Origin of the sequence: Bacillus sp. BS1807G30, assembly GCF_040047675.1 — a bacterium.
GTDB classification, from domain to species: Bacteria; Bacillota; Bacilli; order Bacillales; family Bacillaceae; genus Bacillus; species Bacillus altitudinis.
In genome coordinates this window covers 265716-286648 of sequence record NZ_CP157353.1, presented here as the reverse complement: position 1 = coordinate 286648, position 20933 = coordinate 265716, and the positions used below count along the sequence as shown (strand labels likewise).

The 20933-nt window shown below is 43.2% G+C and carries 21 protein-coding genes; 8 read left to right on the top strand and 13 right to left on the bottom strand.

Features of this window, described 5'->3' with window-relative positions; genetic code table 11:
* Window positions 1–131 precede the first annotated feature (131 nt).
* Window positions 132–1112 carry a glutaminase gene (locus tag ABG082_RS01555; protein ID WP_008342152.1) on the top strand — a complete coding sequence of 327 codons (981 nt, stop codon included), beginning with the start codon at window positions 132–134 and terminating at the stop codon, window positions 1110–1112.
* 33 nt (window positions 1113–1145) lie between these two features.
* Window positions 1146–2573, top strand: a complete 1428-nt coding sequence (locus ABG082_RS01550; RefSeq protein ID WP_251185523.1) for an alanine/glycine:cation symporter family protein — start codon at window positions 1146–1148, stop codon at window positions 2571–2573.
* Window positions 2574–2612: 39 nt separating this feature from the next.
* On the opposite strand, the gene ABG082_RS01545 is transcribed toward ABG082_RS01550, so the two are convergent.
* From ABG082_RS01545 to ABG082_RS01530, 4 genes are all read right to left on the bottom strand, one after another.
* Entirely contained in the window at window positions 2613–3473 is an 861-nt protein-coding gene (locus ABG082_RS01545; protein ID WP_272511964.1) for an alpha/beta hydrolase, read from the bottom strand.
* A gap of 312 nt (window positions 3474–3785) precedes the next feature.
* Window positions 3786–4151, bottom strand: coding sequence for a VOC family protein (locus tag ABG082_RS01540; RefSeq protein ID WP_008342155.1), 366 nt, complete (start codon window positions 4149–4151; stop codon window positions 3786–3788).
* A 100-nt stretch (window positions 4152–4251) separates the two neighbouring features.
* A complete protein-coding gene (locus ABG082_RS01535) occupies window positions 4252–5634 on the bottom strand; it encodes an amino acid permease (protein ID WP_017358611.1) in 1383 nt (460 codons plus the stop codon).
* Between the two features lie 66 nt (window positions 5635–5700).
* Window positions 5701–7209, bottom strand: a complete 1509-nt coding sequence (locus tag ABG082_RS01530) for an AMP-binding protein (protein ID WP_281215628.1) — start codon at window positions 7207–7209, stop codon at window positions 5701–5703.
* Window positions 7210–7471: 262 nt separating this feature from the next.
* Between ABG082_RS01530 and ABG082_RS01525 the strand changes: the two genes are divergently transcribed.
* On the top strand, window positions 7472–7909 hold the full coding sequence (locus tag ABG082_RS01525) for a MarR family transcriptional regulator (protein WP_007498406.1): 438 nt from the start codon (window positions 7472–7474) through the stop codon (window positions 7907–7909).
* Between the two features lie 276 nt (window positions 7910–8185).
* Here the strand turns inward: ABG082_RS01525 and ABG082_RS01520 are convergent, their stop codons facing one another.
* The 3 genes from ABG082_RS01520 to ABG082_RS01510 all read right to left on the bottom strand — a co-directional run bounded on the left by ABG082_RS01520 (window position 8186) and on the right by ABG082_RS01510 (window position 11382).
* Window positions 8186–9208 (bottom strand): quercetin 2,3-dioxygenase, encoded by a 1023-nt coding sequence (locus ABG082_RS01520; protein ID WP_019743567.1) that lies wholly within the window; start codon window positions 9206–9208, stop codon window positions 8186–8188.
* Window positions 9209–9288: 80 nt separating this feature from the next.
* Window positions 9289–9852, bottom strand: coding sequence for a TetR/AcrR family transcriptional regulator (locus ABG082_RS01515; RefSeq protein ID WP_348936448.1), 564 nt, complete (start codon window positions 9850–9852; stop codon window positions 9289–9291).
* Window positions 9853–9897: 45 nt separating this feature from the next.
* Window positions 9898–11382, bottom strand: coding sequence for an amidase (locus ABG082_RS01510; protein ID WP_348936447.1), 1485 nt, complete (start codon window positions 11380–11382; stop codon window positions 9898–9900).
* A gap of 188 nt (window positions 11383–11570) precedes the next feature.
* Here ABG082_RS01510 and ABG082_RS01505 point away from each other — a divergent pair, with 188 nt between their 5' ends.
* Window positions 11571–13184 (top strand): S8 family serine peptidase, encoded by a 1614-nt coding sequence (locus ABG082_RS01505; RefSeq protein ID WP_348936446.1) that lies wholly within the window; start codon window positions 11571–11573, stop codon window positions 13182–13184.
* Between the two features lie 36 nt (window positions 13185–13220).
* On the opposite strand, the gene ABG082_RS01500 is transcribed toward ABG082_RS01505, so the two are convergent.
* Complete coding sequence (locus ABG082_RS01500; protein ID WP_348936445.1) at window positions 13221–13757, bottom strand: DUF402 domain-containing protein; 537 nt, start codon at window positions 13755–13757, stop codon at window positions 13221–13223.
* 114 nt (window positions 13758–13871) lie between these two features.
* Here ABG082_RS01500 and ABG082_RS01495 point away from each other — a divergent pair, with 114 nt between their 5' ends.
* The gene (locus tag ABG082_RS01495) at window positions 13872–14078 is read left to right on the top strand and encodes a hypothetical protein (protein ID WP_008342164.1); all 207 of its coding nucleotides are present in this window, start codon (window positions 13872–13874) and stop codon (window positions 14076–14078) included.
* A gap of 59 nt (window positions 14079–14137) precedes the next feature.
* On the opposite strand, the gene ABG082_RS01490 is transcribed toward ABG082_RS01495, so the two are convergent.
* The gene (locus ABG082_RS01490) at window positions 14138–14674 is read right to left on the bottom strand and encodes a GNAT family N-acetyltransferase (RefSeq protein WP_008342165.1); all 537 of its coding nucleotides are present in this window, start codon (window positions 14672–14674) and stop codon (window positions 14138–14140) included.
* A gap of 211 nt (window positions 14675–14885) precedes the next feature.
* On the opposite strand from ABG082_RS01490, the gene ABG082_RS01485 reads away from it, so the two are divergent.
* Window positions 14886–16103: a multidrug effflux MFS transporter gene (locus ABG082_RS01485; protein WP_142153769.1), complete on the top strand. Its 1218-nt coding sequence runs from the start codon at window positions 14886–14888 to the stop codon at window positions 16101–16103.
* Window positions 16104–16116: 13 nt separating this feature from the next.
* On the opposite strand, the gene ABG082_RS01480 is transcribed toward ABG082_RS01485, so the two are convergent.
* From ABG082_RS01480 to ABG082_RS01465, 4 genes are all read right to left on the bottom strand, one after another.
* Window positions 16117–16287 carry a hypothetical protein gene (locus tag ABG082_RS01480; RefSeq protein ID WP_165378688.1) on the bottom strand — a complete coding sequence of 57 codons (171 nt, stop codon included), beginning with the start codon at window positions 16285–16287 and terminating at the stop codon, window positions 16117–16119.
* Window positions 16284–16871, bottom strand: a complete 588-nt coding sequence (locus tag ABG082_RS01475; protein ID WP_202734029.1) for a DUF1700 domain-containing protein — start codon at window positions 16869–16871, stop codon at window positions 16284–16286. The genes ABG082_RS01480 and ABG082_RS01475 overlap by 4 nt, the downstream gene beginning before the upstream one ends.
* Window positions 16864–17181, bottom strand: coding sequence for a PadR family transcriptional regulator (locus ABG082_RS01470; protein WP_017366535.1), 318 nt, complete (start codon window positions 17179–17181; stop codon window positions 16864–16866). The genes ABG082_RS01475 and ABG082_RS01470 overlap by 8 nt, the downstream gene beginning before the upstream one ends.
* A 97-nt stretch (window positions 17182–17278) precedes the next feature.
* Window positions 17279–18109, bottom strand: coding sequence for a YitT family protein (locus ABG082_RS01465; protein ID WP_025206673.1), 831 nt, complete (start codon window positions 18107–18109; stop codon window positions 17279–17281).
* 336 nt (window positions 18110–18445) lie between these two features.
* Here ABG082_RS01465 and mmuM point away from each other — a divergent pair, with 336 nt between their 5' ends.
* Both mmuM and mmuP read left to right on the top strand, forming a co-directional pair.
* Complete coding sequence (gene mmuM, locus ABG082_RS01460; protein ID WP_202734030.1) at window positions 18446–19384, top strand: homocysteine S-methyltransferase; 939 nt, start codon at window positions 18446–18448, stop codon at window positions 19382–19384.
* Window positions 19385–19430: 46 nt separating this feature from the next.
* Window positions 19431–20834: an S-methylmethionine permease gene (gene mmuP, locus ABG082_RS01455; protein WP_008342173.1), complete on the top strand. Its 1404-nt coding sequence runs from the start codon at window positions 19431–19433 to the stop codon at window positions 20832–20834.
* Window positions 20835–20933 lie beyond the last annotated feature (99 nt).

Genomic DNA, 20933 nt, shown 5'->3' with positions numbered 1-20933 from the left:
AAGGAGTGGTACAAGCAGCGCATGACAAGTTCTTTGAAGATGTGTAACATGTTTTCGTGCCTATTTGATCGCATTTTTTGTCATCCGCCAATTCAATAGGGTACTTTTTGATTTTTGATTGGAGGAATCGTATGAAAACAGCAATTTCTAATAATACACAACACGCATGCCAGTCTTCTGTTGATCAATGGGCAGAAGAAATACGTCCGTATTACAAAAACGGGCAGAACGCTGGCTACATTCCAGCACTCGGAAAAGTAAATTCCTCTCAACTTGGTATCAGCGTGATAGGCCCAGATGGATCATCTGTACGTTATGGTGATTGGGACGTTCCCTTTACCCTGCAAAGTATCTCAAAAGTCATCAGCTTTATAGCTGCCTGTTTAGGAAGAGGCGTTCCGTACGTCTTGGATCGGGTAGATGTAGAGCCAACTGGTGATGCATTTAATTCCATCTACCGCCTTGAGATGCATAAACCAGGGAAGCCCTTTAATCCAATGATTAATGCTGGAGCTATTACCGTATCCTCCATCCTTCCTGGAAAGACTTCTACAGAAAAGCTAGCATATATTTTCGATTTAATCGAAAACTTAATAGGTAAGCGTCCTTCTGTTAATGAAGAGGTTTATCAATCAGAATGGGCAACTGCACACCGCAACCGGGCACTTGCTTATTATTTAAAAGAAACCAATTACTTAGAATCAGATGTCGAGGACACGTTAGAAGTGTATTTAAAGCAATGTTCCATTGAGGTCACAACAGAGGACATCGCCTTGATTGGACTGATTATTTCAAGTGATGGCTACCATCCCTTTAAACAAGTCCAAGTCATCCCAAAAGATATCGCAAGACTAACAAAGGCATTGATGCTGACATGCGGCATGTACAATGCGTCTGGTAATTTTGCTGCTTTCGTAGGCGTTCCAGCAAAAAGTGGTGTGTCTGGAGGAATCATGGCTTGCGTTCCGCCAAGCGCAAGAAGGGAATTCCCATTTCAGACAGGCTGCGGTATCGGCATTTATGGTCCTGCCATTGACGATTGTGGAAATAGTATTACCGGTGTCATGATGCTGAAGAAACTCGCCAAAGAGTGGGATCTCAGTATTTTTTAAAAAGAACAGTGATGAAATCGAAGAGGTGATGTTATGAACGAAAAAGCTTTGCTATCTTATTTAACAACTACAAATGATTTTATTTGGACTTATCTTATCATTGCTCTGTTACTTGGAGTAGGGGTCTACTTCACATATAGATCACGCTTCTTGCAAGTCAGAATGCTGAAAGAAATGCTGCGTGTTCTAAAAGAAGGAAGAAAAGAAAAAGAGGGAATCTCACCGTTCCAAGCATTTGCCATCAGTATGGCAGCACGTGTAGGAACAGGGAATATCACAGGGATTGCCATCGCTATTGCGATCGGTGGACCTGGCGCAATCTTCTGGATGTGGATCGTAGCGATTATCGGTTCTGCTTCAAGCTTTGTTGAAAGTACACTAGCTCAGGTGTATAAAGTAAAAGATAAAACAGGATTCCGCGGTGGACCTGCTTATTACATGGAAAAAGGGTTAAATAAGCGCTGGATGGGGATTTTATTTGCCATCCTGATCACGATCTCTTTTGGGATTGTCTTTAACGCAGTGCAATCAAATACAATCACCGTCGCTTTTAAAAACTCTTTTGGCCTAGATCGTTTAACTGTCGGAATCGTTATGGCTGTTATTTTTGCGTTCATTATTTTCAAAGGGATCAAAGCGATTGCAAAAGCATCTGAATATATTGTCGTTTTTCTTGCCGTTGCTTACATCGGGATTGCTTTCTTTGTCATTATCACAAATATCACTGAACTACCAGGCGTCATCAGTACGATTGTGAAACACGCTTTCGGATTTGAACAGTTTGCCGGCGGTACATTAGGTGGAGCATTGTTACAAGGGATTAAACGCGGTCTCTTCTCAAACGAAGCCGGTATGGGTAGTGCGCCTAATGCAGCAGCAACTGCTGTCACGAGCCACCCTGTCAAACAAGGGTTAATCCAAGCATTTGGTGTGTTAACAGATACGTTAATTATTTGTACAAGCACAGCCTTTCTTGTTCTGTTCTCTGATGCGTATAAAACAACCAATCTGGAAGGAATTGAGCTAACTCAGGCTTCATTAAGCCAGCACATTGGGCCTTGGGCTTCTGGATTCCTAGCCATCATGATTTTCTTATTCGCTTTTAGTACGTTAATCGGTAACTATTACTATGGTGAAACGAACATTGAATTCTTGGGAGCGAATAAAATTTGGCTCAACATCTATCGTGTGGCTGTCATTGGCATGGTTCTATTCGGAGCCATTGCCACTGTTCCTCTCGTTTGGGGTCTGGCCGACTTATTCATGGGTCTCATGGTCATCGTCAACCTCATTGCCATTACCATGCTGTCTAAAGTCGCCTTTGCAGCACTAAAGGATTACATGCGACAGAAAAAAGAAGGCAAAGATCCTGTTTTCTATAAAAACGCCGTTCCGAACAATGAACAGATTGAATGCTGGGACGACGAACCTGTTTCCTTGAAAAAGAATCAAATCGGATAAAACAAATAAGCTCTGGTCATATGATCAGAGCTTATTTCTTTATGTTAAAAATTCGAGTATGAGCTTATTCACGACATCTGGTTTTTCATGATTGATCCAATGAGTGGCATCATCGACAAAAATCAGCTGTCCATTTGGGCAAATCTTGATCGTTTCTTTTGCGAGCTTTCTGCTTAGAAATTTGTCCTCCATTCCCCAGATCATGCGGACAGGAACGAGAATTCGTTTGGAAATCGGTTTTTCAAAGCCGCCTTTTTTAATGCCTCGATACCAATTCAACATGGACGTAATGGCTCCCGGCTGCGTCCATGCCAACTTATAGCTTGAGACATCTTCCTTCGTGAACAGATGAGGTCTAGCAGACAGTCCAATGGCTTCATCCAGTCTTTGAAAGTGATTTTCTTGAAGGGCTGCCTCCGGTACATTTGGAAGCTGAAAGAACGCGATATAAGAGCTCTTCTTCCACTGCGGCGGATAAAACGGAAGGACCTTCATCATCACACGAGGATGCGGCATGTTGACGATGATTAATTTTTCTACATATTGAGAACGGGTTGAAGCAAGATGCCAAGCAACAGCTCCACCCCAATCATGTCCGCCGACAATAGCCTTTTGATTTGGGCTCAGCGCCTTAATTAATCCCACGATATCATCTCTTAATTTGTCTAAGACGTATGATTCGACTCCTTCTGGTTTGTCACTCAGATGGTATCCCCTTTGATCAGGAACAACGACACGATACCCCGCCTCAGCTAGGAGGAGGATTTGATTTTTCCAACCATACCAAAACTCAGGAAATCCATGCAGCAGGACCAGCAGCGGACCATCTTCAGGACCAGCCATTGCTGTATGGAGCTTTATGCCGTTTGTTTGAATATATTGAAACTCAACTTGATCCATTCCTTTTCCACCCTTTCCCCATGTCTTATCATTCTTCCAACATAGCATATTTTCCATTTTTCAGAAAATAAAAACACTCGCAAAAAAACCTTCACAAGGGTGAAGGTCTCAGATTGTTGACAAAGGGCTAAAATGAACTTGATTTTAGCCCTTTGTCTTCTTTTCAGCGTGATAGAAAACCTTTGAAGTCTAGGAAGGACGAGTACTGGCGCGGAGCGAATTTCACATTCGTGAGCACCAGCACGCAGGACTGACACCGAATGCGAGGGTTTGTCTACACGCTGAAACCTTCACAAGAGTGAAGGTCTTTATTTATTTCATATAATTCAGCACCCATATCAGACCATTCTTCCGATCTTGTACTTGTCCATGAAGTGCGCCAAAGAACGTATCCTGTAATTCCACAAGGACATCTCCATCAGCTTCAAGCGCCTCGTATACAGCCTTTAACTCTTCCTCATTGTCAAACTGCATGATCAATCGAAGATTCTCCGGTTTTGGTGTGCGACCAAATGTATCTGAAAAGTGGAGCAGTGATTCTCCAAGGTGCAGCTCAGCATGCAATACACGGTCTTGATGTTCATTTAAGATACGAATATCTCCGCCAAAAATTCCTTGATAATATTGAAGAGATTCTTTGACATCTTCTACGACAATATAAGGACTAACGCTGATCATTTCCCTCATCCTCCTCTTGTTCCGTTCATTATCTCTTATATAGCTTATCCCAAATCGTATGAAAAAAGGCACAAATCGTCAACGGATTTGCACCTTTTTCTCAAGCAGATTTCGCTAATTCACTGTGTTTGTTAGAATACGCTGCATACATGACGACACCGATCATCAGCCAAACCCCGAAGTACAGCCATGTCCGGCCTGGTAAATTGAGCATCAGAAACACACAACAGCCCATCGAGATAATTGGCAAAACCGGTACAAACGGAACCCGGAATCCCCTTTCCAGCTGTTTATGTGTCTTTCTCAAAATGAGTACGGATAAACTCACCATCGCAAACGTTAATAATGCACCGATATTGGCTAGGTTGGACAGATCCTTCAAATCAATAAACCCTGAAATAACAGCTGTCATTCCGCCAATCACCCATATACTTGCAACAGGTGTATCACTTTTGTTTGTTTTTGAAAACACTTTAGGCAAAAGCCCGTCCCGCCCCATCGCAAAAGCAATTCGAGTTGCCGCATAATTATTGGCGAAAATCACAGCCATCAATCCAATCACAGCACCGACAGAAATAATACCAGCCACGCTATGTTGATGGACACTTTGCAGTACATAAGACATTGCCTCTGTCACATTCAACTTCGTATAGTGCACCATGCCTGTCATGACCAAACAAACGACAATATAAATGATCGTACAAATGAGCAATGAACCAATAATGCCAATTGGCAGGTTCCGCTGTGGATTTTTCACCTCTTCTGCAGAAGCCGAAATGGCATCGAATCCTAAAAAGGCAAAAAACACAGCAGCGGCTCCAGCAATAATCCCTTCCGTACCAAACGGCATGAACGGCTGCCAATTGGCTGGCTCTACATAAAAACCACCTACTACAATGAAAAGAACAATAATGCCAAGTTTCACAAACACCATGATATTATTGAATTTTTTACTTTCTTTCGTTCCTCTAGATAGGATCCACGCAATGAGTAAAGCAATGATAATTGCTGGCAAATTCATATATCCGCCTTGTTCTGGACCAGCTAAAAATTGATGTGGAATTGAGATTCCAAACCCCTCCAGCAGGCTGTTAAAATAACTCGACCAGCCACTCGCTACAGCTGAAGCAGTCAGCATATAAACAGATAATAACGTCCATCCCATGAGATGACCTACGAGTTCACCCATTGTGGTATATGAATAAATGTACGCACTGCCGAACACAGGCAGCGCGGAAGCCATTTCTGCATAACAGAGTGCTGCTAAACTGCACACAATCGCTGCGATCGCAAAGGAGAAAATAACAGCCGGTCCTGCATCCTTAGCTGCTGTAATTCCGGTTAACACCATGACCCCCGTCCCAATCACAGCCCCTATGCCAAGGAGCGTGAGATCGAGCCCGCCCAGTGTTTTCTTTACCTTTTGCTGTCTGCTCTGTTCTAACAAATCGTGAATGTGTTTCTTACGAAGTATATGTCGCAAACCCTTTCCCTCCAAAACGTTAGAAAAACAAAAAATCATTCAAATTTCATTATAGCAGAATAGGTCCTACGCATTCACAACCAATTCACGTAAATCTTTCTTCATGATTTTACCAAGTTTATTTTTTGGCAGATCCTGCGTGAAATGAATGGATGGCACTTTGTAATCTGCTAAACGTTCCTTGCAGTAATTCAACACATCTTCTTCGCAGAAATCGACAGATTCGTCTTTTACGATATACGCACTTGGTACTTCACCATATAAGTCATCTGGTACCCCAATGACAGCAGATTCAATTACACCTGGAATTTGATCAATGACTTCTTCCACTTGGTCAGGATAAATATTATCCCCACCGTATAGAATCACATCTTTGTATCTCCCTGTGATGTAAAGAAAACCGTCTTCATCCAGATAGCCTGCATCCCCCATATGGAACCAGCCATCTTTGAGCACTTTCTCTGTCGCTTCAGGTTGATGATAGTAGCCTAAGAAATAAAATGGGCTTCTCATGACGACCTCGCCAATTTCTCCAGCTGGCAGCGCCTCCTCTGTCTCAGGGTGCACGATTTTGACTTCTACATCCGGATCCACTTTACCAGCAGAGCCCATTTTATCCTCGCCCATCGCTGGATGCCACGCACTCACAACCCACGCTTCCGTACTTCCATAGCCATGCATCATCTGAATGCCTACTTCTTTGTAATCTTTAATTAAGCGTACCGGTACCTTCGTACCGCCAGAAATTGCAATTTCAAAAGATGAGAGATCATAAGAACCGCGCTTCATTTCTTCTAGCATGTACGTGTAAGCTGATGGGAAAGCCATCATAAACGTAATTCTTTCTTTCTCAATTGTTTCTAAAATGCGTTTCGGCGTTGCATCATGTAAGAAGACTAACGTATACCCTTCAATTGCAGCTGCAATCAGGTGATTAATTGAACTCATATGATACAGCGGATGACTTGCCAAGTATCGTTTTCCTTTCAGATCAAATCCTCGGTTCCCATGTCTTGTTAAAAATTGATAGATTCGCCCATGTCCGACCATACAACCTTTTGGATTGCCTGTTGTACCTGAAGTGAATAAAATCATGGCCAAATCCTCTTCTGATACCTCTTCAGCAAGATCACTTCCATCATTAGACGCCAATATGTCTTCAAACAGCTGTGTTGTTTTCGCATTGACACCAGATTCCACCATGAGACAATCTTCTAAAGACACATTCACTGCCGCAATGATGTCACGGAATTCACGGTCAAAAAATAAAGCTTTTGGCTCTGCTTTTTTCAAGATACCTTCTAGCTCAAAAGAGGTAAGCTGCCAGCTAAGCGGTACGGCGACTGCACCTGCTTTAATGGCTGCCAGCATAATCGTAGAAAAGTGATGATGGTTTTGACAAATAAAACAAACCCGGTCACCTTTTCGAATTCCTTTACGATGTAAGTAATGCGCCAGCTGATCAATGCGTTTTGCATATTCTTCAAATGTATAAGACACACCTCCGCCAGTTACCGCTTCAATTTGTGAAGAGCGTTCCATTCTGTCGTTTAGTAATGCCTGTAAAGTATTCAATATCTTCATCTCCAAACGTTTGATGTCCAATAGCCAATTTCCAGTGAATTGGATTGGCAGATTTTATCTCATTCACATTCTAAAATAAAAAGAGGTGAAAGTAAAATCATTTCATTTTGGAATTGTTCCTTTTATTAATTGATAATATAGGTAATTTTATATCCGTCTTCCATTTTGGTTTAAATGATGATGCTTATTATGATAAGATAGACCTAGTAATTGATCGGAAAATGCGAATGCAATAGGAAAAGAGGTATGGAGAATGCAACATTTCGAGCTAGAGGCAAGTTTGTTAGACCATGCACTGACAAAGTATTTAAAGGCGACGAAACGAATAGATGAAGAGAATATCCCCAAAAACGTCACGAATGTAAAAGGGTTTATTTTACGCATCATCTACCGCCATCAATCATGTACTGTGAAAAATATTCTGCAGGAAGTTTCATTATCTCCCTCCGCAACAACAACCGCTCTCAATCACTTAGAAGATGAAGGGCTGATTATCCGCTCTAGAAATAACAATGACCGCCGTACGGTATGGATTACACTCTCTGAATCAGGTGAACAAATCGCCAGACAAATGATCGACAATCGTCAGCTGCTTGTCAATCAACTGTTCAATCACCTATCAGAAGAAGATAAAAAAACATTTTTTGAATTAATCGAAAAAATGATGGACGAGCGCACATTAAAGGCTTAGGAATTATCCTAAGCCTCAGATTTTTGACAAAGGGCTAAAATGAACTTTATTTTAGCCCTTTGTTTTCTTTTAGCGTGATAGAAAACCTTTGCAGTCTAGGAAGGACACGTACTGGCGCGGAGTGAATGTGACATTAATGAGCACCAGCACGCAGGACTGACACCGAATGCGAGGGTTCATGCATGTAAATAGGGATGCTGTTCCTAAGGGAAATAAAATAACCCGCCGATTGATTCGACAGGCTGTTTATTCAAAGCTGTGTAACGCGTTACACAGCTATTTATCTTCGACAAACACCAAATCATACTGAGTAGAGGTCTCCCCACCCTCCATCATGTTCCCTTCCTGTATAAAATAAGGGCACATTCCTGGACTTTGTGCTTCTTCAAATTGTTCAAACACTTGCTCAATATAGCCAGGCAGCAGCAAAACCAACATTTTATTTGAATGAGACACGAATTCATACGAGTGAACGGTATTCGGAGGAATATAGGCAAAATCCCCCGGCATCAAGCAAATATTTTCTCCGTTTAACTGAAGATTTATTCTGCCTTCAACACAATAAAGTGCTTCTGTATGCATTTCATGATAATGCGAACGTAACCCTTTTCCCTTTGTCCCTTCAATCACAAAATAACTAAATCCGTCTCCTGTTGTTTCCGTTGTCGCAATCAGCTCATGAAGCTGACCTTCGACCATGTATTGCTTTCCTTCACCAGCCTCCAGCACATATGGCTGCACTGCGCGCGGGAGCTGACTATGAAACAAAACAGCTGGCTTGGTTGTATTGGATAGCTCCCTAATGCCGTGCATCAATATGATATCGCTTTCTTTTTCAGCCTGATGAAAGCTGTCTGCATCAAATGGGTGATCAGTCATCGGCCATTCATTCTGCAACAGCCTCTTTCCGATTTGCTGATAGACATCTGTCATTTGCCCGCCCAGTGTATAAGAAATAAACCGTGTTTTGTGACTATGCATTCTATAGCCATGAATTGTTTTGGGCGGAATATGAATATAATCACAGGCCGTCACCATATACTTTTTACCGTCCAGTATCACTTCCAGCTTCCCTTCCAGCACAAAGATGGTTTCAAATAGCGTCTCATGACAATGCAGCGGAAAGTAAGCACCTTTCCCACCTGTGATTAAGACAAGCTCAAACAGTTGATTTGTTTGATTTGCTTCTGCCAGCACATGTACAAGCTGATTCTCCAGGCCATACAGCTCCCCCGAACCAGACACGGTATAAAAAGAGGTACCTTCGGATTGCTTGATCGATTGTGGTTGCTCCGACATCCCATCACTCCTCATGACTAATTGACTATCTTTATTATATAGACCAATTGATATAATAGATAGGCAATATGCGAGAGATTTTACTCTTCTCGCATAAATAAGTGTCTAAGGTAACATTTTACGTGCTCTAAAGGAGTCGTTTGCTTTAATGCAGTGGTCATTGATAATCCGCCGATAACCATTGAATGAAGGAGAGATGCCCGCTCATCTGCTTTTGTATCATCATATCCGCTATTCATCAGCTTTTCTTTGACAAGCTCTTGCCAGCGGATCATTTCTTGTTTGCATGCAGCATGAAGTTTTGTATGTTCAGGTTTTGACTCAGCCGCCAGTAAGACAATCGGTATCCCTCTTTCACTTTCTTGCTCCATAAAACCCCGAATAATATTTGTCATAAAATGATCGACGGCGACATATGGGTCATCAGAATAGGCAAAGCTTGCTTCAATTTGATCGATGACCCTTTGACTCATATATTCAACGGCTGCTATGGCCAGCTCTTCTTTTCCATTTGGAAAGTAATAATATAGAGATCCTTTCGGCGTGCCGCTCTCTCTAATGATTTGATTCAACCCTGTCGCATGATACCCCTGTTTACGTAAAAGAAGTGCGGCCGTTTGAATGATTTTGTCCTTCGTACTCACGTGTGACACTCCTTTCCTCCATAGACCAACGTCGATGCCATTGTATTATTGATTCAGTAATGGATGCGTTCCTTTCCATAATGAGGATGGTTCTATTTCTGACGCCAGTCTGAGCAGCCAGTCCTCTTTTCCTTTCGGTGCTGTCACCTGTACGCCTAAAGGCATGCCTGCTTCTGTGAGATGAACTGGCACACTCATAGATGGCTGGCCGGTTAGGTTAGCCAGCTGTGTAAATGGTGTGTAGGTCAAACTCTTGAGGAACATTTCATAAATCAGATCCTGCTGTGCTTGCATTGAAAGGGATGACACACGTAACAATGCAGCGATTTCTTGATCGTTATGCATCAGCTCGCCAACCTTTGGAGCCGAATAGGCAGTAGCTGGGGTCACATATAGATCGTAGGTTTGATGAAATGCAGCCATTTTTGCAGCGGCCATATCCCATGCATCAAGACTTTCTGTATAAGCAGCAGCTGTCACATTTTTTCCTGCTTCCGCCAGTACCCATGCCACAATATCTGTCTCCTCCGGCTTCACCGGACGCCCGAATGAACGAGCCAGAGAGGTAAATAAGGCAGACATTTCACCGCTGTTCATGACATAATATTGCTGCATCAGATGGACACCATCAATGTCCGGCTTCGCTTCCTCTATTTGATGCCCTTGTTCACTCAGCCATTTCACAGTGTTCAAGACTGCCTGCTTTGCTTCCTCACTCACCTTCGTGCCTACTGGAGAGTCTACACTGTAAGCAATTCGCATCGAAGAGGTTCGTTTCACTAAATCCTCCTGATAGCTGCCGTCATATAATGGCGTTTGGAACGCAGCCTCTGGCTGAATGACTTGAAGCAAATCAAGCAGGGCTGCACTGTCTCGAACTGTTTTTGTGAGCGTAAAGTCAATGGAAGCTCCTTGCCACTGCCTTCCTGCACCCGGGCCGACCGGTGTTCTCCCCCTTGTTGGCTTGAGTCCAAATAAACCAGTAAAGGATGCCGGAATCCGAATAGACCCTCCGCCATCACTCGCTCCACCCGCCGGTACGATGCCGCTTGCCACAGCTGCTGCCGTCCCGCCGCTTGAACCGCCCGGAGAATAGTCAGCATTCCAAGGGTTTCTCGTCGGACCATATAAAAAGGGTTCTGTCACATTTCGCAATCCGAATTCAGGTGTGTTCGTATGACCGATCATGAGGAGCCCAGCCTGCTTCAATCGACGGACAAAGTGGGAATCTGTTTGCGCCTTTACATCCTTTAACAGCAAAGCACCCGCCGTCAAAGGTTCATGTTCCAGCCCCTGCGATATATTTTTCAACACAAACGGAACACCAGCAAACGGCTGATCCGCATCTAGTGACTTCATGTCTTTGAACACTTGATCTCGCCTTGTCTGAATCACCGCATTTAGTACTGGATTCACTTCTTCCAATCTAGTAAATGCAGCTTGTACAAGCTCTTCGGGCGTGACCTGCTTTTTCTGCACAAGTGACGCCAGTCCCGTCGCATCATACGTCATATACTCTTTTACATTCATCGGCATGTCCTTCTTTCTCATATTATGATCTCTCTATTGTCTACTAGAATTCTATGAAATTCAATTTCGGGATACGTGTGAAAAAAACTTTCTTTCTAGACTATGATTCTTCTAACCATCCATCTTATTTCTCCGATATAATAAAGAAAAAAAGACGGAGGTCACCTCATATGCAAGGAGCCATTGCCTTGAAAAAGAAAATCGTCGTGGTCATCGCGTTTCTTCTTGCTTTGACAACTGCTTTGCCCTTCCATTCGCAGGCAGCTGCACCACCAAAAGAAACAGATGTCATCATCGTCTATAAAAATCAAAAAGGAAAACAGACGGCTATTCAAGAAAGTGAAAAAGTGAACGCTCAATACATACATCTTCCAGCTGTAGCAGTGACAGCAGATGAGCAAGCTGTCACCTCACTTAAAAAAGACCCGAACATCGCTTATGTTTCAAAAAACGTTAGGGTCAAACTCGCTGCTTCTACCGTGAAAAAAACGGCTGCTGCTACTGGTCAGGATGCTTTGGTACAAAAATCTTATAACCTGCAGAAGCTCAATGTAAAGCAAGCAATCAAAGAAGGTGTGACAGGGAAAAATGTGAAAGTAGCCGTTCTCGATACTGGTATTTTCCCACATGAAGATTTAAAGGTAGCCGGTGGTAAATCATTCGTCGATTACACGTCTTCTTACAAAGACGATGAAGGACATGGAACACATGTCGCCGGTACAATTGGGGCGCTTAACAATGATTACGGTACGGTCGGTGTTGCTTCTGGTGTGAAGCTGTATGCTGTAAAAGTATTAGATAAAAAAGGAGAGGGCGACTTATACAGTCTGCTCCGAGGCATTGATTGGGCGATTAGCAATAAGATGGACATCATCAATCTAAGTCTAGGTTTTGAAGATAACATTCCGATTTTACGTTCAGCAGTTGATGAAGCATACAAAAAAGGACTGCTGGTCGTTGCTGCAAGTGGAAATGATGGAAAGAAGAATGGGATTAGTTATCCTGCCGCATACAATAGCGTCATTGCTGTTTCCGCAACGACTGACAAAGACAAACTCGCCTCCATCTCTAATACGGGGAAAGGAATTGAATTTTCCGCTCCCGGCGAGAACGTCATCAGTACCTATTTGAAAAATGAATATTGGTATGCTACGGGTACATCACAAGCGGCACCACATGTCACAGGGATGCTGGCGCTGTTAAAACAGCTACATCCTAAGAAAACAAATGTTCAGCTCCGCACTTTATTGCGTAGCTATACAGTGGATCTTGGCGCAAAAGGAAAAGATCCACAATTCGGCTATGGCCGCGTGCAATATGTGCCGCAGTCAACCTTTTTAAAGGCTGCGACAAGCGCAGTCAAGACAGCCGAAACATCTAAAAAACAAACAGATGTTGATCAAGCCAAAACGAAAATTGGCAGACTCACTGCCAGCAAGCAAAAAACCGCACTCACTGACCGAGTCAAAAAAGTCCAAACAGCCATTGATATTCGTGACGCGCGAGCGAAGGTCAAATCAGCTGAAAAAAGTAAAACCCAAGGCTCGATTAAAAGTGCTCAAACGGCCATTAAAAAGCTATCCAAAGGCAAAGAAAAAACAAGCCTGCAAAACCGGCTCGACAAAGTCAAAAAACAAGTCGCCTATCAAAAGAAAGTGACAGATGCCAAACAAAAAGTCAAAAAAGCCGAAGCCAAACGAACAAAGAAAACAAAAGCAACCGCTCAAAGTGCGGTCAAACAACTAAAAGCATCTAAAACAAAAACTGATTTACAAAAACGAATAAACCGGATCAAGGTTTGATAAAAAACGATTCCTTGCTGAAAGGAATCGTTTTTTCTATTTCAACATCTTCTGAAACAAGGTGTGAGGATATTTCCCTTTCGCATCCAGCCTCACTTGATCGAGAATGTGCGCTAACGAATGGATGACATCATGTAGTGCTCGTTGAACAGAGCCGTGTTCAAAGGAAGCTAAACTCTCCGGCAGTTCATCTTCATCCAAAACAAAGAAATCACCATTCGGAAGAACGAGTAGATCAATCAATAAATCTTCAAAAACAACCGCCCGTTCTTCAAATCGCGTATGTCTGACGATATTCAAATAAGAGCCAAGTTCATTGCCTTGATCATCCCGCCAAAAATAGACATTATAAGGCCGGTCCCTCCAATAATAGGCGGTCGTATAACTCCCTTTTGGAATCGTGACAGTGCCATCACCAGCAACCATTGTAAATGGTTCTTGAATTTTATGAAACAACACGACTTGCTGCTCCTGTGCGTCTAACAGCTGACACGTATGTTCCACAACCTGATCATCGTATTTGATTTTTCTCTCGATTACGTCATCCCAAGAATTTGCATATAGCGGAAACAATCGGTCACAACCCCTTCTGCATCTACTTCTTATTCTAGTATACACTGCTTTCTTTTGAAGAAATAAAGGTTCACTGCTGCTGCCTATGGAAGACATATGGTGAGGTGAAAACAAATGAACGGAATCACAATCATCGAAACCGTAGCAGAACTCGGACAAATCATCTTGGTTTTTTGTGGTTATGCCCTTTACTGGCGGCTTGTGAAAACGAAAAGAGATCGAAAGCTAACCCCTTATGAACATGTGTTGAAATTCTTTGTCATGTTTGGGTTAATCTCTTGGTGCTTTTCATATATGGCACTGAACGTATGGGTGTCATGAGAAAAAGGAAGAGTCCCGTCCATGCAGGACATACTCTTCCTCTTCTTATTCGGTGTATATTATGAGCCAGCCGGCTGTTCTTTTTTGATCACATACTGATAGCTCTTCACATGCGTCCCATTTTGATTCACAAATTCTTTATCAAGTGCCCGTTCAAAGCCCATTCTTTCATATAAACGAATGGCGGCCTGCATTTTATCCGATGTATGAAGATACAGGACGTTCTCGCCCCACGATTGCGTCAGTTCTATACTTTTACGCAACAAGGACTCTGCAATGCCTTTTCCTCTCACATCAGGATCTACCCCTAAAAACCGGACAATCGCTGAAGTAATGCCCATCTCTGGCTTGTCATATGCCTGTTCTGATGATCGAAACATTTGAAGGGTTCCCACGACCTTGCCCTCAAGCTCGGCCACAAGCATCAACTCCATGTTTGGGTTATCTACAGCCGCTCGCAGGGCTGCAGAATAATTTTGCCAGCCTTCCTCTGTAAATTGAGGCTCATACTGTGCGTATGATTTGATCAGCACATGTGTGATCGCCTCATGATCTTCACTCACCGCTTGACGAATGATCAACTCTTGCTGCTCCATGCCAGCACCTCCTGTTTGTCTATGAATGGATATACGAATCATGCAATCATTGCATGCCGATGATCTGATTCTTTTCTCTACTCATTCAATGTAAAGAGTCTCCTTCGAAAGATCAATGATTTTGCACGAAAACTTCTTTGAAAATTTTGATTGAAATGGAAAGCTTGATTCATTATGCTGATTTGAGGACGTATACGAGGAGTGGCATCATATGAATTCTTTATCTTATCCCCAAGAATCGAAAAAAAATCGATTCCTCCTTGCCGCGCTTCTTGGCTCTTTAACAGCCCTGGCACCGCTGGCAATGGATATGTATTTACCTGCTTTACCTAATATCGCCCGTGACTTTGAAGCAAGCACGGCACTGTCTCAGTTAAGTCTCATGGCTTGTTTAATTGGACTTGCGCTTGGACAGCTCATTGCAGGTCCAATCAGTGATACAGTTGGCAGAAGAAAGCCGCTGATGGTTGGATTGATCATTTTTATTGCGGCATCTCTTTTATGTACAGTTGTCACATCAATTTGGACATTCATTCTTTTAAGGCTGATTCAAGGACTTGCTGGTTCAGCAGGCATTGTCATTGCACGAGCCATCGTACGAGATCATTATGAAGGCTCAGAAATGACGAAATTCTTTGCTTTGCTCATGTTAGTCAACGGAGTGGCTCCAGCAGCGGCACCGATCGTGGGCGGACAAATGTTACGGTTCACGACGTGGCAGGGTGTGTTTGTTCTGCTAGGAATCCTCGGGGCACTCATGCTCCTAAGATCGATGTTTTCATTGAAAGAAAGCTTACCTGTGGAACGTAGACAGACTGGAGGCTTCAAACAGATCCTAGGTGCGATGAAAATTCTAGCGAGCGATCGACTCTTTGTCGGATATGCTCTCTCACAAGGGCTTGTCTTCGCCGCTATGTTTGCGTATATCTCTGGGTCACCGTTTGTGCTGCAGGAGATTTTCAACCTTTCTCCGCAGGGCTTTAGCGCTGCCTTTGCGGTGAATAGTCTTGGCATCATCACAGCCGGACAAGTATTTGCCCGCGTTGCTGCGAAAATTGGTGAGGAGAAAGTCCTTCGCATCGGGCTGCTGACAGCTGCTTTAGGAGGCGTCACCTTGTGTGTGATGATCTCTATTGATGCAGGATTGTATGGCATTCTCATTCCGCTGTTTTTTGTGGTCTCAAGCGTTGGGATTGTCGGCACCTCTGCACCATCTCTTGCGATGCAGCATCACGGCGCACATGCTGGAAGTGCAGCTGCCCTCATCGGTGTGGCGCAAATGCTGCTAGGCGCTTGCATGACACCACTTGTTGGCTTAGCTGGTAGCCAGACTGCCTTTCCAATGGGGCTGATTATTATGCTCTGTGACCTTGGCGCACTTTGCTGTTATTTCTTCTTTGTGGTTCGAGCGAAAAAAAGACCCGCATAAGCGGGTCTTTCATTTATGGCTTGCTCCAATTGATCGTGCGGAAGATATTGTTCTGGTCATTGTTTTGATATGCGTCTAGGTCAAAGCCTGAAAGTCCAAAACCAATTGCCATGACAATTCCTCCGGCAACGGTGAAGATGATCCCCCATTTGATGCATTGTTTTTTTAAATCATTCACGTTCATACTCTCACGACCTTCTTTTTAAACATTCCCATGAATGCCTTAGTGGTTTGAACAGTCCCTTGCACAAATAGTTTTGTCAAATACGCCGTGGCTATGCCGCTTAATAATCCGACACCTAATAGAAGAATACCAACTCCGATCTGCGTCACCACCACATGCAAACCGTCTTGAAAGATAAACGGAGAACCAATGATGCTCCAAAAACCGCCGAGCAGACCAACTAGCGTCATTGTACCTGTCACGAGTGGAATGCACCAAATCACCATATACACAGAAAGAAACAGCAGGAAGACTGTTGCTAGAATACTGCCCCATAACGGAAAGCCCAAAATGAGGATGGAGAGCCTTGTGGCTTTTTCTCCAAACGTCGGCACCTGAACGGTTTTGATTCCTTGTTCCTTCATAATCCCTTCAGCGATGATGGCAGGCTGACCGACTTGATGAACTGCCTCCTGTTCACTGTAGCCATCTTCCTGATAATCCTCGATTATTTCATCGTAATACTCGATGAACCGATCACTTTCTTTTTCGCCTAGACGATGCAGATGCTTCTCCAAGCTGGCTAAAAATTCTTTTTTATTCATTGCTCTGTCCTCCAGAAATAAAGTCGTAAATCGCCATCACTTGATCCCATTCCGCTAAAAACTGTGCCATATGCTCACGGCCACTTGTTGTCATCCGGTAGTATTTTCTTAATCGACTGTTATGTTCCTGTGAATAGGTCTCCACATAATTGTTTTGCTCTAACCGCTTTAATATCGGATATAATGTCGATTCTGAAATCTCAATACAATGGGACATATCTTTAATCATTTGATAACCATAGGAATCGCCTTTCTTTAATACCGCCAGTACACAGAATTCAAGTAAACCTTTTTTTAATTGTGCATTCATGATTACAACTCCTAACCATTTATACTATACAATACATAGTATGATGTGACAAGAGGTATGAAATAGAAAAAAAGACCCTTTTGGGGTCTTTTCGTTTTTATATATTCACAAATCCTTCTCCAAACACATCACGCACGTCATGGACAACAACGAATGCGTCTCGATCAATTTTCTTAATGATTTTCTTTAAACGCATCAGCTCCTGTTTTTGAATGACTGCATAGAGAATTTCCTTCGATTCCTTCGAATAATGACCGCGACCGTTTAAAATGGTCACGCCTCGATCCAAGGTGTGATTGATTTCTTCTGCAATATCATCTTTGCATGAAGAAATAATCGTCACTGCTTTTTTCGTGTTAAGCCCTTCTATGACGAAATCCATCACCTTAGTCGCCACATACAGCATCACAATCGTAAACATTAATTTTTCCGCACCAATAATAAAGTAAGAAGCAAAAACAACGATCAGATCAAAGAACAAGATGGCGTAGCTCACGTTCCAGTCTAGATACTTATTCGCAATTCGCCCAAGAATGGCAGATCCCGCTGTTGTACCGCCCGCTCTTAAAACAAGACCAATGCCAATCCCAATGATGATCCCAGCGAAAATAGAACCAATGATCAATTCATGGACATTCACCACCCATGTAGTGGTCAAATGTAAAAATAGAGAGTTACTTGCGACAGCTACCACTGTGTAGATCGTGGTCTTCTTGTCCAAGTATTTATACCCCACAAGTAATAAAATCGCATTCAACACAAGGTTTGTCAGCCACGGCGCAATCTCAAACATATAGTAGAAAATGATGGACAGCCCCGTTACGCCACCTTCACCAAACTCAAGTGGAATGACAAACATGTTCACAGCTGCAGCAAATAAAAAAGAACCAACTAGAATCATTGCAATATCTTTTACACATTTTTTCAATTTCTTCTTTCCTCCTTTTTTAAGCATATAAAAAACCCTCTTTCTACACGAAAGAAGACAGTCGTTGGACAAAATAAAAATCAAAAGACGGCGCCTTTTGATGAAGCTTTCTGAAATGAACCTTTCCATAATATATATCTCTTTTTAGAGGCTGTCAATGACTTGGTTTTCTATTATTTCAACTGTATGTTTATGCACTCAAACCCGCATGTTTTCAGGGTTTTTCCGTCATAAGGTGCTTATTCCTCTCCTTGACAAAAACACTTTAGTCATTTAAACTACTGCCTCATATCATATCCATTATTTCCGATCGACAAAGGAGGCTGTTTGATTTATATGAATCCTATTCAAAGCCGATTACAGGCTCACGCACCTTTGATTTTAGATGGTGCACTTGCAACGGAGCTTGAACGAAAGGGCTGTGATTTAAACGACAGTTTATGGTCAGCCAAAATCCTCATTGAACAGCCAGAATTGATTCAGCAAGTACACTTGGACTACTTCCAAGCAGGTGCTGACTGTGCAACAACAGCCAGCTACCAAACGACAATTGATGGCTTTGCTGAAAAAGGCTATACAAAAGAAGAAGCCATCGAATTAATGAAACGATCTGTCATTTTAGCAAAAGAAGCATGTGAGCAGTTTTGGCAGGATGAGACACAACGTAAAGAGCGGACAAAACCATTTGTCGCTGGATCTGTGGGGCCTTTCGGCGCTTATTTGTCTGATGGTTCAGAATATAAGGGAAATTACGGTCTCACGGAGCAGGCACTCATTGATTTTCACAGACCAAGAATTCAAGCTTTAGTAGAGGCTGGTGCAGACATTCTCGCTTGTGAAACCATCCCTTGTCTCATTGAAGCAATCGCCATCGCTAAACTGCTGGAGGATGAATTCAGCGGTGTGTATGCGTGGATCACGTTTAGCGCAAAGGATGGCAAGCACATTAGTGAAGGGGATCTGCTGAGAGACTGTGTACAAGCGCTCGAGCCATATGAGCAGATCGCTGCTGTTGGCGTAAACTGTACACCGCCGCAATATATGTCTTCTCTTATTCAGGAGATGAAAAAAGGGACGAGCAAACCGATTGTCGTGTATCCGAACTCAGGGGAATTATATGATCCTGAAGAAAAGGTTTGGAGCGGAGATACGTCTCACCATACATTTGGTGAATGTGCGCAGCAATGGTATAAAGACGGCGCACAAATCATCGGCGGCTGCTGCCGGACGACACCAGAGGATATTACCGATATCTTAAAACAGGCAACATCGTAGCATCATGACTCAACACACATACTTCTAAGCAAAAGGGCGGGAAGACATGGAACAAGCAAAAGATCAGTCACAACAATATCAACGAAAAATGACAAGCCGTCACCTGTTCATGCTTTCTTTAGGCGGCGTGATTGGCACAGGACTCTTTTTAAGCTCAGGATATACGATCAATCAGGCCGGACCTGCAGGAACGATTTTGGCTTATCTGGTCGGGGCATTAATTGTGTACCTCGTGATGCTCTGTTTAGGTGAACTGTCTGTAGCAATGCCGGTTACAGGCGCTTTTCACACATATGCAACAAAATACATTGGGCCCGGCACTGGCTATACAGTGGCTTGGCTTTATTGGCTGACATGGACCGTGGCACTTGGTTCAGAATTTACAGCGGCAGGTCTTTTAATGCAGCGCTGGTTCCCGGACACATCGGTTTGGATGTGGAGCGGTGTTTTTGCGCTTCTCATCTTTTTACTCAATGCTTTTACAGTCAAGTTTTTTGCAGAATCGGAATTTTGGTTTTCTAGCATTAAAGTCATGGCTATTATTCTCTTTATTATCCTTGGCGGAGCCGCGATGTTTGGATTGATTCCACTAAAAGGCGGTGAGGCCGCTCCGTTCTTTTCTAACTTCACTGGAGATGGGGGTCTCTTCCCAAACGGCTTTTTACCGATTTTAATGACCATGTTGGCTGTTAATTTTGCTTTTTCGGGTACTGAGCTGATCGGGATTGCTGCGGGCGAAAGCGTCAATCCAGATGAGACCATTCCCCGGGCGATTCGCACGACTGTGCTACGTCTTGTCCTGTTTTTCGTCGGAACGATCGTGGTCTTAGCCGGCTTAATTCCAGTAGAAGAAGCCGGGGTGATCAAAAGTCCTTTCGTTGTGGTATTTGACCGCATCGGTATTCCTTATGCGGCAGATTTCATGAATTTTGTCATTCTGACAGCGATTTTATCTGCGGCAAACTCAGGGCTATACGCCTCATCTCGCATGCTATGGTCCCTTTCTGAAGAACGAACATTACCTAAAAAGCTGGCAAAATTGACGTCAAAGGGAATTCCTTTGAATGCACTCATTTTGAGTATGATTGGGGGCATTCTCTCTTTGCTATCGAGTGTCATCGCACCTGAAACAGTGTATCTGGTTCTTGTTTCAATCTCTGGACTCGCCGTTGTTGTTGTATGGATGGGAATTGCAGCTTCACAGTTCATGTTTCGCAAAAAATTCTTACAGGATGGCGGACAGCTTCATGATTTATCTTTCCGAACCCCACTCTATCCGGTGGTTCCGATTGCTGCCTTCCTCCTATGCCTTGCATCTGTGATCGGCATTGCTTTTGATCCAAATCAGCGCATCGCTCTCATCTGCGGTATCCCTTTTATCGCACTTTGCTACGCTGCCTATTACGTGACAACATGGATTCAGAAAAAACGAGAAAACCCTGGTGTATAGCACCAGGGTTTTTGTTTGTCCCAAAAAAGGATATCACTAGCAAAACAAAGACATTTTGGTATATGATAGGAATCTATGATTTTCAGGATGAATCAAGGG